16 protein-coding genes are annotated in these 15,688 nt (G+C 66.1%); 4 read left to right on the plus strand and 12 right to left on the minus strand.

Annotated features, from left to right (window positions below; all coding sequences use genetic code 11):
• The first annotated feature begins 8 nt into the window (after nucleotides 1–8).
• From gmhB to MasN3_RS22640, 3 genes are read left to right on the plus strand one after another with little or no spacing between them, the layout of a single operon-like run.
• Nucleotides 9–563 carry a D-glycero-beta-D-manno-heptose 1,7-bisphosphate 7-phosphatase gene (gene gmhB, locus MasN3_RS22630; RefSeq protein ID WP_281910411.1) on the plus strand — a complete coding sequence of 185 codons (555 nt, stop codon included), beginning with the start codon at nucleotides 9–11 and terminating at the stop codon, nucleotides 561–563.
• A gap of 48 nt (nucleotides 564–611) precedes the next feature.
• Nucleotides 612–1,352 (plus strand): lysophospholipid acyltransferase family protein, encoded by a 741-nt coding sequence (locus MasN3_RS22635; protein WP_281910413.1) that lies wholly within the window; start codon nucleotides 612–614, stop codon nucleotides 1,350–1,352.
• 44 nt (nucleotides 1,353–1,396) lie between these two features.
• Nucleotides 1,397–2,299: a M48 family metallopeptidase gene (locus tag MasN3_RS22640; RefSeq protein ID WP_281910414.1), complete on the plus strand. Its 903-nt coding sequence runs from the start codon at nucleotides 1,397–1,399 to the stop codon at nucleotides 2,297–2,299.
• Nucleotides 2,300–2,433: 134 nt separating this feature from the next.
• Here the strand turns inward: MasN3_RS22640 and MasN3_RS22645 are convergent, their stop codons facing one another.
• From MasN3_RS22645 to MasN3_RS22670, 6 genes are all read right to left on the minus strand, one after another.
• Nucleotides 2,434–2,931 (minus strand): YcxB family protein, encoded by a 498-nt coding sequence (locus MasN3_RS22645; RefSeq protein ID WP_281910416.1) that lies wholly within the window; start codon nucleotides 2,929–2,931, stop codon nucleotides 2,434–2,436.
• 101 nt (nucleotides 2,932–3,032) lie between these two features.
• On the minus strand, nucleotides 3,033–4,301 hold the full coding sequence (waaA, locus tag MasN3_RS22650) for a lipid IV(A) 3-deoxy-D-manno-octulosonic acid transferase (RefSeq protein WP_281910417.1): 1,269 nt from the start codon (nucleotides 4,299–4,301) through the stop codon (nucleotides 3,033–3,035).
• On the minus strand, nucleotides 4,298–5,278 hold the full coding sequence (gene waaC, locus MasN3_RS22655; RefSeq protein ID WP_281910419.1) for a lipopolysaccharide heptosyltransferase I: 981 nt from the start codon (nucleotides 5,276–5,278) through the stop codon (nucleotides 4,298–4,300). The genes waaA and waaC overlap by 4 nt, the downstream gene beginning before the upstream one ends.
• A 10-nt stretch (nucleotides 5,279–5,288) precedes the next feature.
• The gene (locus MasN3_RS22660) at nucleotides 5,289–6,671 is read right to left on the minus strand and encodes a phosphomannomutase/phosphoglucomutase (RefSeq protein WP_281914574.1); all 1,383 of its coding nucleotides are present in this window, start codon (nucleotides 6,669–6,671) and stop codon (nucleotides 5,289–5,291) included.
• 195 nt (nucleotides 6,672–6,866) lie between these two features.
• On the minus strand, nucleotides 6,867–7,184 hold the full coding sequence (locus tag MasN3_RS22665; protein WP_281910420.1) for an H-NS histone family protein: 318 nt from the start codon (nucleotides 7,182–7,184) through the stop codon (nucleotides 6,867–6,869).
• Between the two features lie 185 nt (nucleotides 7,185–7,369).
• Nucleotides 7,370–8,470 (minus strand): MraY family glycosyltransferase, encoded by a 1,101-nt coding sequence (locus tag MasN3_RS22670; RefSeq protein ID WP_281910422.1) that lies wholly within the window; start codon nucleotides 8,468–8,470, stop codon nucleotides 7,370–7,372.
• 300 nt (nucleotides 8,471–8,770) lie between these two features.
• Here MasN3_RS22670 and MasN3_RS22675 point away from each other — a divergent pair, with 300 nt between their 5' ends.
• Nucleotides 8,771–9,628, plus strand: coding sequence for a symmetrical bis(5'-nucleosyl)-tetraphosphatase (locus tag MasN3_RS22675; RefSeq protein WP_281910424.1), 858 nt, complete (start codon nucleotides 8,771–8,773; stop codon nucleotides 9,626–9,628).
• A gap of 155 nt (nucleotides 9,629–9,783) precedes the next feature.
• Here MasN3_RS22675 and ilvD read toward each other — a convergent pair whose 3' ends face one another.
• The 6 genes from ilvD to ruvX all read right to left on the minus strand — a co-directional run bounded on the left by ilvD (nucleotide 9,784) and on the right by ruvX (nucleotide 15,605).
• Nucleotides 9,784–11,646 (minus strand): dihydroxy-acid dehydratase, encoded by a 1,863-nt coding sequence (ilvD, locus tag MasN3_RS22680; RefSeq protein ID WP_281910425.1) that lies wholly within the window; start codon nucleotides 11,644–11,646, stop codon nucleotides 9,784–9,786.
• Between the two features lie 94 nt (nucleotides 11,647–11,740).
• On the minus strand, nucleotides 11,741–12,478 hold the full coding sequence (locus MasN3_RS22685) for a lysophospholipid acyltransferase family protein (protein WP_281910427.1): 738 nt from the start codon (nucleotides 12,476–12,478) through the stop codon (nucleotides 11,741–11,743).
• 21 nt (nucleotides 12,479–12,499) lie between these two features.
• Nucleotides 12,500–13,780, minus strand: coding sequence for a dihydroorotase (locus tag MasN3_RS22690; RefSeq protein WP_281910428.1), 1,281 nt, complete (start codon nucleotides 13,778–13,780; stop codon nucleotides 12,500–12,502).
• A gap of 11 nt (nucleotides 13,781–13,791) precedes the next feature.
• Complete coding sequence (locus tag MasN3_RS22695; RefSeq protein WP_281910431.1) at nucleotides 13,792–14,769, minus strand: aspartate carbamoyltransferase catalytic subunit; 978 nt, start codon at nucleotides 14,767–14,769, stop codon at nucleotides 13,792–13,794.
• The gene (pyrR, locus tag MasN3_RS22700) at nucleotides 14,750–15,280 is read right to left on the minus strand and encodes a bifunctional pyr operon transcriptional regulator/uracil phosphoribosyltransferase PyrR (RefSeq protein ID WP_281910433.1); all 531 of its coding nucleotides are present in this window, start codon (nucleotides 15,278–15,280) and stop codon (nucleotides 14,750–14,752) included. The genes MasN3_RS22695 and pyrR overlap by 20 nt, the downstream gene beginning before the upstream one ends.
• Complete coding sequence (ruvX, locus tag MasN3_RS22705; RefSeq protein ID WP_281914575.1) at nucleotides 15,267–15,605, minus strand: Holliday junction resolvase RuvX; 339 nt, start codon at nucleotides 15,603–15,605, stop codon at nucleotides 15,267–15,269. Before ruvX ends, pyrR begins: the two co-directional genes overlap by 14 nt.
• Nucleotides 15,606–15,688 lie beyond the last annotated feature (83 nt).

Raw genomic sequence — 15,688 nt, forward strand, 5'->3', positions numbered from 1 at the left:
GCCTTATCATGAAACTCATCATCCTCGACCGGGATGGAGTCATCAACCACGATTCGCCGGACTTCATCAAGTCGCCGGCGGAGTGGATCCCCATTCCCGGCTCGCTGGAAGCGATCGCCCGCCTGAACCAGGCGGGCTACCGGGTCGTGATCGCCTCGAACCAGTCGGGCATCGCGCGCCAACTGTTCGACATCACGACCCTGAACGCGATCCACCAGAAACTGCACGCCAGCGCCCAGCTGGCCGGCGCCGACATCGACGCCATCTTCTTCTGTCCGCACGCCGCCAGCGACAACTGCGATTGCCGCAAGCCGAAGGCCGGCATGTTCGAAGAGATCAGCAAGCGCTACAAGCTGAGCCTGAAGGGCGTGCCGACCGTGGGCGATTCGCTGCGCGACCTGCAGGCCGGTTTTATCATGGGCTGCGTGCCCTACCTGGTCCTGACCGGCAAGGGCGAGAAGACGCAGCAGACCGGGGGCCTGCCGCCCGGCACCCAGGTATTCCCCGACCTCGCGTCGATGGTGAACGCCTTTCTCAAGACCGCGGCACAGCGGCCCGAGTAAATAAGCAAGCTATCACATCCAGAACCAGTCCAATTGTCCGGAGCCCCTTTGCATACCCTCAGCCTGTTCCTGCGTTCCCTGCTCTTCAAGATCGTCATGATCGTGGCCACCGTGGTGTGGGCCTGTGTATGCTTCCTGGCGGCGCCGCTGCCCTACAACAAGCGCTTCTGGGTGACCTCGCGCTGGAACGTCTTCATCATCTGGGCTGCGCGCGTCATCTGCGGCATCCGCTACGAGTTCAAGGGCTACGAGAACCTGCCGGACGGCCCGGCCATCATCCTGTCCAAGCACCAGTCGGCGTGGGAGACCATCTTCCTGCTGCCGAACCTCACCCGGCCCCTGGTCTACGTCTTCAAAAAAGAGATCCTCTACATCCCCTTCTTCGGCTGGGGCATGGCGTTGCTGCGCATGATCCCGATCGACCGCAAGCAGGGCAAGAACGCGTTCGCCCAGGTGGTCAGGCATGGCCGCCGCCGCCTCGCGGACGGCCAGTGGATCATCATGTTCCCGGAAGGGACGCGCATCCCGGTCGGCCAGAAAGGCAAGTACAAGAGCGGCGGTACGCGCCTGGCTGTCGAAACCCAAACCGTGGTCGTCCCGATCGCGCATAATTCAGGCGAGTGCTGGCCGAAGAATTCCTTCCTCAAGCGCCCCGGCCTGATCACGGTTTCGATCGGCAAGCCGATTTCGCCGGACAACCACACCCCCGACAGCATGATGCAAGAGGTCGAAAATTGGATAGAATCCGAAATGCGCGTTATCTCGCCCCACGTCTACAAAGGTGGCTGAGCGACGTCAGCGCCCAGATCAGGAATTCAAGACCGCAGCAATCCATGACCTCCTCCAGGATCGACGGGCACCAGCTGGAACTGTTTGCACAGGAATTCTTCGCGGCGCTCAAGCCTTCGGATAAACCGGCTCCGCCCGCGCAGCCTCTCTTCAAGGCGCCGCCTCCGGCGCCGCGCCACCTCATCCCGACGCCGCCGGTCGCCGACGGCGAGCCGCCGCTCAAGCGCATCGTCCTCGGCGCCCACACCGTCGATTACGCCCTGCGCCGCTCGACGCGCCGCTCGATCGGCTTCATGATCGACGACGACGGCCTGCGCGTGACCGCCCCGCGCCGCTGCACCCAGATCGACATCGACAACGCGATCCGCGCCAAGCAGCGCTGGATCCTCACCAAGCTGCTGGAGCGCGGCGAGCGCCGCGCCCAGCGCCAGGAACGCATACCGGTGGCGTGGAAGGACGGCGCCCGCCTGCCCTACCTGGGCGGCGAGATCACCCTGCGGCTGGAAGAAGCGTCGCGCAGCCACTGCCAGTACGATGCGGCGAACCGCGAGCTGTGGATCGGCGTGGTGCCCGGCCTGTCGGAATGGCAGCTGAAGGAACGCGTCAAGCTGTGGTTCCAGGCCGAGGCGAAACGGCTGTTCAGGGAGCGCCTGGATTTCTTCGCGCCGCAGCTGAACGTGGCCTACAAGGCCTTTGCGCTGTCGTCGGCCGGCACGCGCTGGGGTTCGTGCACGATCGAGGGGAATATCCGCCTGAACTGGCGCCTGGTGCACTATCCGGCTTCCCTGGTGGACTACGTGGTGGTGCACGAACTGGCGCACCTGCGCGAAATGAACCACAGCCCGCGCTTCTGGGCGACGGTGGCCGAGGTGTATCCGGATTACGACGGGGCGCGGCTGGCGCTCAAGAAGCGCTCGCTGGAGATGCCAGTTTTATTTGCGGATTGATTTTCGTAGGGTGGGCGGGTCTGCCGCCCACGCGGTGATCGCCATCGGCTCCGTTATCGCGCCGGATGATCTCGCTTCAAACTATCACCGCGTGGGCGGCAAAGCGTGATCTGGTCCACTGGACCAGATCACCCCTACAGAAGCGAATCCCGGCGGGCAGCCGCCAACTCTTTCATCGCCCCCTTCTGCGCATCCGACAGCGCCCGATACGGAATCGGCAAGGTCCCGCGCTTGAGCACCATCATGAACCCGCGCGAGTAGGTGCGCACGCCGATCACGTCTTCCCACCCGATCAGGGTCACGCCCCCGCTGGTGCGCACGATGCCGTGCTGGTCGATGGTGAACTCGTAGGTGCGGCGTCCGCGGCCGAGCATGACGAAATGGAGGGCGGCGCCCAGGGTGCTTTTCAGGCGCAGGTAGAGGCTGGCTGGCCAGCGGATGCGGCGGCGGCGGATGAGGAAGCCGCCGTGCTGCCACATGAAGCTGATGTATTCGCCGAGCGTGTAGCGCACGAAGAAATGCAGTTCGGACAAGGGGACGGGAGGCGCAGCGGATGGCGCCGGCATGTCGACGGGGCGGTCACTCACAGGCACGTGCAGCAGCTTGTCGTCGGCCTGTTCCTGGATCAGCATGGCGACGGGTTTATTGCTGTTAACGGGCCTCGGGTGATTAAACGACAACATAGCGCATCCCCTGGTTATTATCCGAGCTCGAACCGGAATGGTAGCAAAACCTACCGGATAAGTCGTCGCAGGAGTTCAACAGTGCGCAGGGTGGCGCCGCGGTGGCGGCCCGCGAACGCGAGCGCGTGGGCGCCCATCGCGCTGCGCGCGGCCCCGTCTTCCAGCAGGCGCAGCGCGGCCGCCATCAAGGCGTCGGCATCAGGCACGCGCAGGGCCGCGCCGTCGGCCACCGCCTCGTCGGTCGCCTGGGCGAAGTTGAAGGTGTGCTCGCCCACCAGCACCGGCTTGCCGAGGGCGCAGGCTTCGATCAGGTTCTGGCCGCCCAGCCGCATCAGGCTGCCGCCGATGAAGGCGCAGTCGCAGGCGGCGTAATAGGCGAACATCTCGCCCATCGAGTCGCCCAGCAGCACGTCGGCGCCCTCGAGGCCCGCTTCCAGGCGCGAGCGCCGCTCCACCCTCAGGCCGCGCGCCGCCGCCAGCTTCTCCACCTCGTCGAAACGCTGCGGATGGCGCGGCACGATCGCCAGCAGCGCAGCGGCCGGCTTGTCGGCGGCGCGCACCCAGGCGTCCAGGATCAGGGCTTCCTCGCCCTCGCGGGTGCTGGCGCACAGGAACACCGGGCGCTGGCCAAACTGCGCACGCAGCCAGGCGCCCTTCTCCAGCGCGGCCTGGGGCGGCACCACGTCGAACTTGATGCTGCCGGTCACCGCCACCTGCGGCGCGCCGAGCGAGCGGATACGGGCCGCGTCAGCCTCGGTCTGCGCCGCCACCAGGGTGATGGCCTGCGCCGCGTCCGTCATCAGGGCGCCCATTTTGCGCCCGCGTCTGAGCGAGCGTTCCGACAGGCGCGCATTGACCAGCGCCACCGGCACCCCGGCCGACGCGCAGCCGGCAATCAGGTTCGGCCAGACCTCGGTCTCCATCAGGATGCACACGCGCGGCTGGAAGCGGCGCAGGAAGCGCCCCACCATGAAGCCGGTGTCGTAAGGCAGGTAGGACTGCACCAGGCGCTCGCCATGGTGGCCGAACAGGGACTTGCCGGTGGCGCGCCCGGTCGGCGTCATGTGGGTCAGCAGGATGCGGGAATCGGGATACGCGGCCAGCAGCGCCTCGACCAGCGGCTCGGCCGCGCGGGTTTCGCCCACCGAGACGGCGTGCACCCACAGGGTCATGCGCGTCGATGGCGGCGCAGCGGGAAACCCGAGCCGCTCGGCCCAGTGGGCGCGGTAGCCGGGCTCCTGGCGCCCGCGCCACCACAGGCGGCCGAACACGAGCGGCAGCGCCAGCCACCAGGCCAGCGAGTACAGCCAGCGCTTCACACGGCCTCCAGCAGGCGGCGCGCGGCGGCGATCACCTCAGGCGCGGACGGCGGCGCGCCGAGGTCGCCGAGGTTGACGATGCGATCCGACCAGTTGCCCTCGGTCTTCCACTTGGGCGAATCGCAGTAGATCTCGACCGTGGGACGGACAAACGCCGCGGCGATGTGGGTCAGGCCGGTGTCCACGCCGACCGCGAGGCGTGCATGCCGGGCCAGCGCCACCGCGTCCATCATCGACAGCTTGGGCAGCACGCGCGCATTCGGCAGGCCGGCAGCCATGGCCTCGGCTTCCTGCCGTTCCTGGGGCGAGCCCCACGGCAGCAACACCGGCATCGGCGCCAGCGCGCGCCCCAGTTCGATCCAGTTCTCGCGCGGCCAGCGCTTGGCGTCGCGCGCGGTGCCGTGGAAGAACACGGCGTAGTCCTCGCGCGGCAGGAAATCGGGACGCGAGCCCGCCTGCGGCGCCGGCAGGCCGAAATCGGGCGGGTCGTCCACCGCGTAGCCGAGCGCGGCGCCGGCGACCATGCGCCCGCGCGCCACCGCGTGGGTGCGCGGATTCAGTGGAATGCTGTCGGTATGGAAGATGCGCGAGATGCCCTCATAGCCCGAGCCTTCGCTGCCGTTGGCCAGGCCGACCTTCCTGCCGCCCTTGCGCACGCGCGCCGCGCCCATGATGACGCCGGTCTTGAGCAGGCCCTGGGTGTCGAACACATAGTCGTATTCTTCCTCGCGCAAAGTAGAGAAGAAGGCCTTGATCTCGGCCCGGGTCTGCGCCTTGCCGAGGCCCTTGCGCCAGCGGCGCAGCGCCCAGGGAATGATTTTCCGGACGTGCGGATTCAGGCGCACCAGGCTGGTGTAGCCCTCTTCCACCACCCAGTCGATGGTGGCGCCCGGATGGTGGCGCAAGATGTCGGCCACCATCGGCAGGTTATGCAGCACGTCGCCCAGCGACGACACGCGCACCAGCAGGATCTTCAAGCGCAGGTCCTTAGAACGGCAGTGCGGCGTCCGGCTTGGCCGCCAGGATCACGGTCTTGAACTCGGCCTGGATGCGGGCCAGGGCTTCCGGGTTCTCGCCTTCGAAGCGCAGCACCACCACCGGGGTGGTGTTCGAGGAACGCGCCAGGCCGAAGCCGTCCGGGTATTCCACGCGCAGGCCGTCGATGCCGTTGATGCTGGTGGAGGTCGGAAAAGTCGCGTTGGCGCGCAGGCTGTCGATCAGGGCGAAGTTCTCGCCTTCGTTCAGGTGCAGGTGCAGTTCCGGCGTGCTGCTGGCGATCGGCAGGCTGTTCAGCAGCTTGGAAGGGTCCTGCTCTTTCGTCAGGATCTCGAGCATGCGCGCGCCGGCGTACAGGCCGTCGTCGAAGCCGTACCAGCGGTCCTTGAAGAAGATGTGACCGCTCATCTCGCCGCCCAGCGGTGCGCCGGTTTCCTTGAGCTTGGCCTTGACCAGCGAGTGGCCGGTCTTCCACATCAGCGGGCGCCCGCCCGCTTTCTCGATCCAGGGAGCGAGGTGGCGCGTGCACTTGACGTCGTACAGGATTTCGGCGCCCGGGTTGCGCGACAGGACGTCGCTGGCGAACAGCATCATCTGGCGGTCCGGGAAGATGATCTGGCCATCCTTGGTGACGATGCCGAGGCGGTCGCCGTCGCCGTCGAAAGCCAGGCCGATCTCGGCGTCGGTGTCCTGCAGCGCCTTGATGAGGTCCTGCAGGTTTTCCGGGTGCGCCGGGTCCGGGTGGTGGTTCGGGAAGTGGCCGTCAACGTCGCAGAACAGTTCGACCACCTCGCAGCCCATCCCGCGGAACAGGTCAGGGGCAAAGGCGCCGGCCACGCCGTTGCCGCAGTCGACCGCGATCTTGATCGGGCGTGCGATCTTGACGTCGCCAATGATGCGCTCGAGATAGGCTGCGCGGATATCGTGGGTGCCGTAGCCGCCGCGCTGCTCGGCCACCTTGCCGTCATACGCTGCGATGCTGTCGTGCAGGGCCAGGATGGCGTCGCCGTAGATCGCCTCGCCCGCCATCACCATCTTGAAACCGTTGTAATCCGGCGGATTGTGGCTGCCGGTGACCATGATGCCCGAGCGGGTATCGAGCACGTTGGTGGCGAAATAGACCATCGGGGTGGCGACCATGCCGAGGTCGATCACATCCACGCCGGCGTCGCGCAGGCCTTCGCCCAGGGCGGCGGCCAGGCCGGGGCCCGACAGGCGGCCGTCGCGGCCGATCACGACCTTGCGCTCTCCCTTCGCCAGCGCGGCGGCGCCGAATGCGCGGCCGATATGGCGCGCGATGCCTTCGTCGAGCGTCTTGTCGATGACGCCGCGAATGTCGTAGGCCTTGAAGATCGTTTTCGAGAGAGCAAGCATGATGTCCTTGGAGAGCTGGGGCGCGGGCATACGGATGCAGCCGGAGGACGCGGCAGGCGTCGGCGCCGAATTATCGGATGACAGTTAGAGGAATGACAAATGCAGCTATTGTAGCGGCAAGCGGCGTCCGGTGGGAAACGGACGGACCGCTCACGCTGGTCGTATCTGGGCCGGGAGTACCGGCCGGGAAAGTACTTAGACGCGCAGCTTGTCGAGCGACTTGCCGCCTTCGACCCATTCCTTGACCCATTTCGGCTGGCGGCCGCGGCCGGTCCACTGCTGCGATGCATTGTCCGGATGGCGATAACGCACGGCCACCGAATTGCCCTTGGTCGCGCTGCCGCGGCCACCGGTGGCCAGCAGGTCCTTGAGGGGTACGCCAACACTCTGCGCGATCGCCAGAATCTGTTCGCGCGCCTTTTGCACTTCCTGGACTTCGCGCTTCTTCATCTCCTGCTTGATTTGTTCTTGCAGGTTGCGCAGATCGCCTACGGACATATTGGACAGATCCATCTTTATTCCCTCGTTGAATGAAAGGTTAAAACAATAGCGCTGACAAAGCGCTCACTGCCGTGTTGTATCGTCTCGCAGTACAGGCGCACTGACTTCAACGATACGCCTTGCCCCGAGCGCTTTGCCTGGAGCTTGAAATGATAGGCGAGATACTCACCAAATGTCGCAATACTAGCATTAACGGGTTAATTGCGCTTTTTCTTTTGTAAGAAAAGCCAGCGTGGCGACTTAAATCGAACAATACGCACATATAACCAGAGGTAACTGATTATAAACAACAAACTGAAGAAGATGAGCACACTGGTGTTTTTCCAGAACACGGTTGCGGGAATGACCGCCATCAAGGAAAACAACCATAAATAAGGCGAAGTGCGCGCGTTCCGTTTCATCAGCGCGCGTGCTTCGCGCGGCCCTACCGTCCATTGCACGATACGCCGGAATATCAAACTATGCAGATGAATTCCATCCGGTAGTGCCGGTGATTTACCGCGCACGAACATGCGCCGGTAAGCGGAGAATATCGTTTCGAATGCGGGATAAATCAGCAGCAGCGCGGCATACCAGGTGGACACGCCGGGATTGCGCATCACCAGCAGCAGCGCGAGTTCGCCGAGCATGAAACCGATGAAGTAGGCGCCGCCGTCGCCGAGGAAAATCAGGCCGACCGGGTAATTCCAGATCAGGAAACCGGCGGTGGCGCCGGCCACGATCAGCGCGGTCACCAGCACCACCATGTCCCCCACCTGCAGCGCCACATAAGCCAGCGACAGCAGCATGCAAATGCTGACCATGCTGGCCAGGCCATTGAAGCCGTCGATGATATTCACGGCATTGGCGATGCCCGCCACCGCAAGCACCGTGAGCGGCAGCACCAGCAGATCCAATTGCAGCGGCAGCGCGCCCCATGGCAGGTCGAGGCGCACCATTTTCGCATCGAGCAGGAAATAGGCGAACAGGGCCGCCAGCATCGTGAGCAGCAGCCGGCGCGCCGGCGAAACCCGCCCGGTATAGTCTTCGACGATACCGCCGGCCATGGCAATGAATGCGCATCCGAGCAAAGGCGCGATCCATGCGCCGAGCGCCGGCTCGCGCATCGTCGACAGCGCGGCGGTGAATAAGACGGCGAGAAAGATCGGCACGCCGCCGATGCGCGCAACCAGATGCGCATGGAACTTCTGCACGCCGCCATAATCGGCGTCGAGTGCAAAGTCATTGCGCTTGGCATACTTAATCACCAGCAGGGTCAGCAGCGCACAGGATACGAAACCGACGAAAAAGGAGAACATTTATTATTCTTTCGGTGCACGCTGTGAGTCGTTTCCGCGCCGACTCCAAGGAAAAACCACCGCACTCTTATCATGGAAATGGTGGCCCATTGTACCGGAATAGATGAGGCGCTCCGGAGCCGAATACGATTCCGCACGATGCCCTTCGATTGGCATCAAATTCGCGCCGATTCGATTGCGCGCAGGTGTTCCGTATTTGTCCGCGTTTCGCCGCTTCGATGCGGCTGGGCGTGAAATCATTTAGTATCGCCACAGCGGCGCCACGATCGCCCCTTGCTCCACCACTTCGATAAGAACAACATGAGAACCTACGCCATCGGCGACCTGCAGGGCTGCGCCCACGAAGCCCAACTCCTGATCGACCGCATCGTCGACGACGCGCGGCAGCACGGACCGGCGCAGCCGCGCATCCTGTTCGTGGGCGACCTGATCAACCGCGGTCCGGATTCGCTGACCGCGCTGCGCCGCATGAAGGCCTTGTCCGAAGCGAACCCCGGCCGCATCGACGCGCTGCTCGGCAACCATGACCTGCACCTGATCGCGGTGGCGGTCGGCGCGCAGCGCGCCAGCCGCTCCGATACGCTCGACGAGATCCTGGCCGCGCCCGACCGCGATGAACTGATCGGGTGGCTGCGCCGGCGCCCGCTGGCGATGTTCCTTGATGCGCACCTGCTGGTGCACGCGGGCGTCGCGCCGCAGTGGGATGCGGCGCAGACCATGGCGCTGGCGCACGAGGTCGAGACCGTGCTGCGCGGCGACGGCTGGATCGATTTCCTGGGCCGGATGTACGGGAACGAGCCGAACGCGTGGGACGACAGCCTGCGCGGCATGGCGCGCCTGCGCTGCATCGTCAACGCGCTCACGCGCATGCGCCTGTGCGCGCCGGATGGCAGCATGGATTTCCTGCACAAGGAAAGCGAGAGCGGGCCGGAAGGCTCCGGCCTGGTGCCCTGGTTCGACCTGCCGCAGCGGGCGACGGCCGACGTGACCGTGGTGTTCGGGCACTGGTCGGCGCTGGGGCTGGTGCTGCGGCCCAACCTGGTCGGGCTCGACAGCGGCTGCGTGTGGGGAGGCAAGCTGACGGCGGTGTGCCTGGACGACCGCTCGCTGCTGCAGGTGGATTGTCCCGAGTATCGGGAGCACAGCGGCAAGCAATGATGCTGGTTTTCGTAGGGTGGACGGTAAAACAGTCCAGTGGACTGTTTTACGCCGTCCGCGCGTCCAACTATCGGACGCTTTGCCGCAGCGCCTGCACTAGCTGAACGCGCGGACGGCGAAGCCGTCCACCCTACGGGATCGTGGTCCGAATTGCGTTAACGGTGCAGCTGGCTCAGGTCGCGCACCGCGCCGCGGTCGGCGGAGGTGGTGAGCGCCGCATACGCCTGCAGCGCCTGCGACACGTAGCGCTCGCGCGCCACCGGCTTCCAGGCATCGCGGCCGCGCTCTTCCATCTTCCCGCGCCGGTGCGCCAGCTCTTCGAAGCTCACGCGCAGGTTGATGGTGCGCGCCGGGATGTCGATGTCGATGATGTCGCCCTCCTCCACCAGGCCGATCGCGCCGCCTTCCGCCGCTTCCGGCGAGGCATGGCCGATCACCAGGCCCGAGGAGCCGCCCGAGAAGCGCCCGTCGGTGAACAGTGCGCAGGCTTTTCCTAAACCCTTGGACTTGATGTACGAGGTCGGGTACAGCATTTCCTGCATGCCCGGCCCGCCCTTCGGGCCTTCGTAGCGGATGATGACCACGTCGCCAGCGTGTACCGTGTCGCCGAGGATGCCTTCCACCGCCGCATCCTGGCTCTCGAACACGCGCGCCCGGCCCGAAAACCTGAGGATGCTCTCGTCCACGCCCGCCGTCTTCACGATGCAGCCCTTCTCGGCGATGTTGCCGTACAGGACTGCCAGGCCGCCGTCCTGGGAATAGGCGTGCTCGCGGTCGCGGATGCAGCCCGTGCTGCGATCGAGGTCGTTTTCCTCGTAGCGCTCGGCCTGCGAGAACGCGACCTGGGTCGGCACGCCGCCCGGCGCCGCGCGGAACAGCCGGTGCACGGCAGGATCGTCGCTGCGCTTGATGTCGTACTTCTCGATCGCCTCACCCATGGTCGGACTGTGCACGGTGGGGAGCGATGTGTCGAGCAAGCCGGCGCGCGCCAGCTCGCCCAGGATGGAAATGATGCCACCGGCGCGGTGCACGTCCTCGATGTGGTACTTGTCGGTCATCGGCGCCACCTTGCACAGGCAGGGCACCTTGCGCGAGATGCGGTCGATGTCGGCCATGGTGAAGTCCACCCCGGCCTCGTGCGCCGCCGCCAGCAGGTGCAGCACGGTGTTGGTGGAGCCGCCCATCGAGACGTCCAGCGCCATCGCGTTTTCCCAGGCGGCCTTGGTGGCGATCGAGCGCGGCAGCACCGAGTAGTCGTCCTGCTCGTAGTGGCGCTTGGCGACTTCCACGATCAGGCGGCCGGCGCGCAGGAACAGTGCCTTGCGGTCGGCATGGGTGGCGACGATGGTGCCGTTGCCCGGCAGCGACAAGCCCAGGGCCTCGGTGAGGCAGTTCATCGAGTTCGCGGTGAACATGCCCGAGCAGGAGCCGCAGGTCGGGCAGGCCGAGCGTTCGATCTCGGCAACGTCGGCATCGGACACGGTGCTGTCGCCAGCCTTGATCATGGCGTCGACGAGATCGAGCTTGATCACCTTGCGGTCATTGTTCACCACCTTGACCACCTTGCCCGCTTCCATCGGGCCGCCCGAGACGAACACCACCGGGATGTTCAGGCGCATCGCGGCCATCAGCATGCCCGGGGTGATCTTGTCGCAGTTCGAGATGCAGACCATGGCGTCGGCGCAGTGGGCGTTGACCATGTACTCGACCGAGTCGGCGATCAGGTCGCGTGAAGGCAGCGAGTACAGCATGCCGCCATGACCCATGGCGATGCCGTCGTCCACCGCGATGGTGTTGAATTCCTTGGCCACGCCGCCGCTGGCCTCGATCTCGCGCGCCACCAGCTGGCCCAGGTCCTTCAGGTGCACGTGGCCCGGCACGAACTGGGTGAAGGAGTTGACCACCGCGATGATCGGTTTCTCGAAGTCGCCGTCCTTCATGCCGGTGGCGCGCCACAGGGCGCGGGCGCCGGCCATGTTGCGGCCCTGGGTGGTGGTGCGGGAACGGTAAGTCGGCATGGCGGTCTCCTCGAACGGCTATTCAGGCAAAGCACCAGCGTGCCGCCTCGGCTGTGAGTTGTCCAATATATGATTTATTGCTCTGTGATACGTTTTACATATCACGGCGCAAAGCCGCGCCAACCGCCTCCTGCGCGGCCTCGGCCAGCTCGCGGCGGTGCGCTCCTGTCGCATCGACCGGCGCCAGCGGCTGCAGCCGCGCGGTCACCGGTGCGCCCCCGAGGATCGTGAACAGGCTGTCCACGAAGGTGGTGTCGCCGGTGTAGTCGACCGACTGGTGATAAGCGCCGCTCGCGTCCACATAGGACAGCGCATAGGGCTGGACCGCCACCCTGGCGTCGATGGCGGCCTCGAACAGGTTGGCGTGGAAGGGCAGCACCTCGCCCTGCCGGGACGTGGTCCCTTCGGGGAAGAAGGCGACGCGCTGGCCCTCCTGCAAGACGGTGACCAGGCCCTTGAAGATGTGGCGCAGCTCGCGCCGGTTGCCGCGCGCGATGAAGACCGTGCCCGCGCCTGCCGCCAGCCAGCCGAGCACCGGCCAGGAACGGATCTCGGCCTTGGCCACGAAACGGCAGGGATGCAGCGCGTTGATGACGAAGATGTCGAGCCAGGAGACGTGGTTGGCCACGATCAGGGCATGGCCGAGCACGGGCGCGCCCGGCGTCTGTTCGATCTTGATGCGGCACAGGCCGAGCAGTTTGCGCGACCAGCGCCGCGTGAGGCGCTCGCGCGTGGCGCCAGACGCCAGCGGGAACACCAGGGCGCAGGTCGCCAGGCCCGCCACCAGGTGGACCACGACGCGCGCCAGGCGCAGGGCAAGCCGGATCTTCACGATGCGAGCGCGGTCACCTCATCAACGCTGGAAGGCCACACGGCCGCGCACCAGCGTCGTGCGCACCTGGCCGGCCAGCTCGAAGCCGAGGAAAGGCGTGTGCTTGCCCTGGCTCGCCAGGGCCTTGCGCTCGACCTTCCAGCGGGCGTCCGGGTCGAACAGCACCACGTCGGCCGCCGCGCCCACCGACAGCGTGCCGGCGGGCAGGCCGGCGATGCGCGCCGGGCTGGCGGTCACCTTGGCCAGGGCCTGCGCCAGCGCATCCTTGCCGTCCTGGTCCTCGGCCCACTTCAGGGTCAGCGCCAGCAACAGCTCCAGCCCGGTCGCGCCCGGGGTCGCTTCGGCGAAGGGCAGCAGCTTCTCGTCTTCGTCCACGGGGGTGTGGTCGGAGCAGACCGCGTCCACGGTGCCGTCCAGCAGGGCCGCGCGGATCGCGTCGCGGTCGCGCTGGCTGCGCAGCGGCGGGTTGAAGCGCGCGTTCGGGTCGAAGAAGCCGATGTCGGCGTCGGTCATGTGCAGGTGGTGCACGCCGACGTCGCAGGTGACCTGCAGGCCTTCCTTCTTGGCGCTGGCGACCAGCGCCAGGCCGGCGCTTGATGACATGCGGCACAGGTGCACGCGCGCGCCGGTAGCGCGCATCAGCTCGAAGATGGTGTGCAGGGCGATGGTCTCGGACATGACGGGCACGCCCGACAGCCCCAGGCGCGAGGCCAGCGGGCCGCTGTGGGCCACGCCGCCGCGGCCGATGTGGGCGTCCTGCGGGCGCAGCCACACGGTGTAGCCGAAGGTCTTGGCGTACTGCATGGCGCGCAGCAGCACGGTGGTGTCCAGCACCGGCACCTCGGCCTGCGAGAAGCCGATGCAGCCGGCTTCGGTCAGCTCGGCCATTTCAGTGAGGGCCTGGCCCTTCAGGCCCATGGTCAGCGCGCCCAGCGGGTGCACGTTGGCCTGGTCCAGGATGCGCGCGCGGTGCTTGAGCATCTCCACCAGGCCCGGCTCGTCCAGCACCGGGTCGGTGTCCGGTGGGCAGACCAGGGTGGTCACGCCGCCCTGCATCGCCGCCTGCATTTCCGATTCCAGCGTCGCCTTGTACTCGTAGCCCGGCTCGCGCAGGCGCGCGGACAGGTCGACCAGGCCGGGAGCGACCACCAGGCCGCTGGCGTCGATGGTCTGGTCGGCCGTGAAGCCTTCCGGCGCATTGCCGAGGGCGGCGATCTTGCCGTCGGCGATGAACAGGTCGCTTACCTGGTCGATGTCGTTTGCCGGGTCGATGATTCGCCCGTTCTTGATGTGGTAGTTCATCCGTGCGCCTTTCACGCCCTGCCTCCTGCCAAAATGCTCATCACCGCCATGCGTACCGCAATGCCGAAGGTCACCTGCGGCAGGATCACCGCCTGGCTGCCGTCGGCCACCGCCGAGTCGATCTCGACCCCGCGGTTCATCGGGCCCGGGTGCATCACGATCGCATCCGGCTTGGCCAGCGCCAGGCGCTCCGGGGTCAGGCCATAGCTCTTGAAGTATTCCTGCGCCGACGGCAGCAGCGCGCCGCTCATGCGTTCGTTCTGCAGGCGCAGCATGATGATGACGTCGACGTCCTTCAGACCCTCGTCCATGTTGGTGAAGGTGCGCACGCCCATCTCGGCCAGGCCGCCCGGCAGCAGCGTGTGCGGGCCGATGGCGCGCACTTCCGGCACGCCCAGGGTGGTCAGCGCGTGGATGTCCGAGCGCGCCACGCGGCTATGCAGGATGTCGCCGACGATCGCCACCCGCAGGTTGGTGAAGTCCTTCTTGTAGTGGCGGATCGTGTACATGTCGAGCAGGCCCTGGGTCGGGTGCGCGTGGCGGCCGTCGCCGGCGTTCACCACGTGCACGTGCGACTGCCCGGTCTCGACCAGGTGCTTGGCGATCAGGTAAGGCGCGCCCGACTGCGCGTGGCGCACCACGAACATGTCGGCGTGCATGGCCGACAGGTTGTCGATGGTGTCGAGCAGCGACTCGCCCTTGCTGGCCGACGAAGCCTGGATGTTCAGGTTGATGACGTCGGCCGACAGGCGCTTGGCCGCGATCTCGAAGGTGGTGCGGGTGCGCGTGCTGTTTTCGAAGAAGAGGTTGAACACGCTCTTGCCGCGCATCAGCGGCACCTTCTTGACCTCGCGGTCCGAAATGCTCACGAAGCTCGAAGCGGTGTCGAGGATGTGGTTGATGACCGACTTGGGCAGGCCCTCGATGGTGAGCAGGTGCTGCAGCTCCCCGTTCTTGTTCAGTTGCGGGTTAAGAAAGATCTTGGACATTGTCTTCTTCAATGGTCAGCGAAAGTTGGCCGGCGGCGTCGCGCTGCAGGCACAGCGACTGCTGCGGCGCCAGCGCGGCGCGGGTGCCGACGTAGTCGGGCGCCACCGGCAGCTCGCGCCCGCCGCGGTCGGCCAGGGCCGCCAGGCGGATGCAGCTCGGCCTGCCGTAGTCGAACAGCACGTTGATCGCGGCGCGCACCGTGCGGCCGGTCTGCAGCACGTCGTCCACCAGCACCACCGTCGCGCCGTCCACCGGGAAGCGGATATGGGTCGGCTTCACGTCCGGGTGCAGGCCCTTCTTGGCATAGTCGTCGCGGTAGAACGAGACGTCGATGGTGCCGAAGCGGCTGGTCAGGTCGAGGTCGCGCGCGAGACGTTCGGCCAGCCAGGCGCCGCCGGAATGGATGCCGACGATGGCGGCATCGGCGACGCCGTCCAGTCCTGCGCGGACCTGGCCCAGCAGCTCGCGGTACAGCGCCTCCGCGTCGTACGCTTGATTAGATGTTGGCATGGGTATCAAAGTATTGTTGCAAAATGATGGCGGCCGCCTTGGCGTCGATGATCTCGCCGCGCCGTTGCGGGATCACGGCGGACGAGTAACGCTCGTCGACGAGTTCGACGGGCAGGTTGAAGCGGCCGTGGAGCTGGTTGGCGAAGCGCCGGCTGCGCAGCGTCATGTCGTGCTCGGCGCCGTCGGGATGGCGCGGCTCGCCCACGACGAGGCGGGCCGGCTTCCATTCATTGATCAGGTCGCCGATGACCTGGAAACGGGTGGCGTTGTCGACCGCCTTGATGACGGTCAACGGTTGGGCTTGCCCGGTAAGGGTGTTGCCCATGGCAATGCCGATGCGTTTGACACCGAAGTCAAAACCAAGAACGATATCAACCACAAGCCATCTCGACGACGCGAGTCCCCTCT

Origin of the sequence: Massilia varians (assembly GCF_027923905.1) — a bacterium.
Classification (GTDB): domain Bacteria; phylum Pseudomonadota; class Gammaproteobacteria; order Burkholderiales; family Burkholderiaceae_D; genus Telluria; species Telluria varians_B.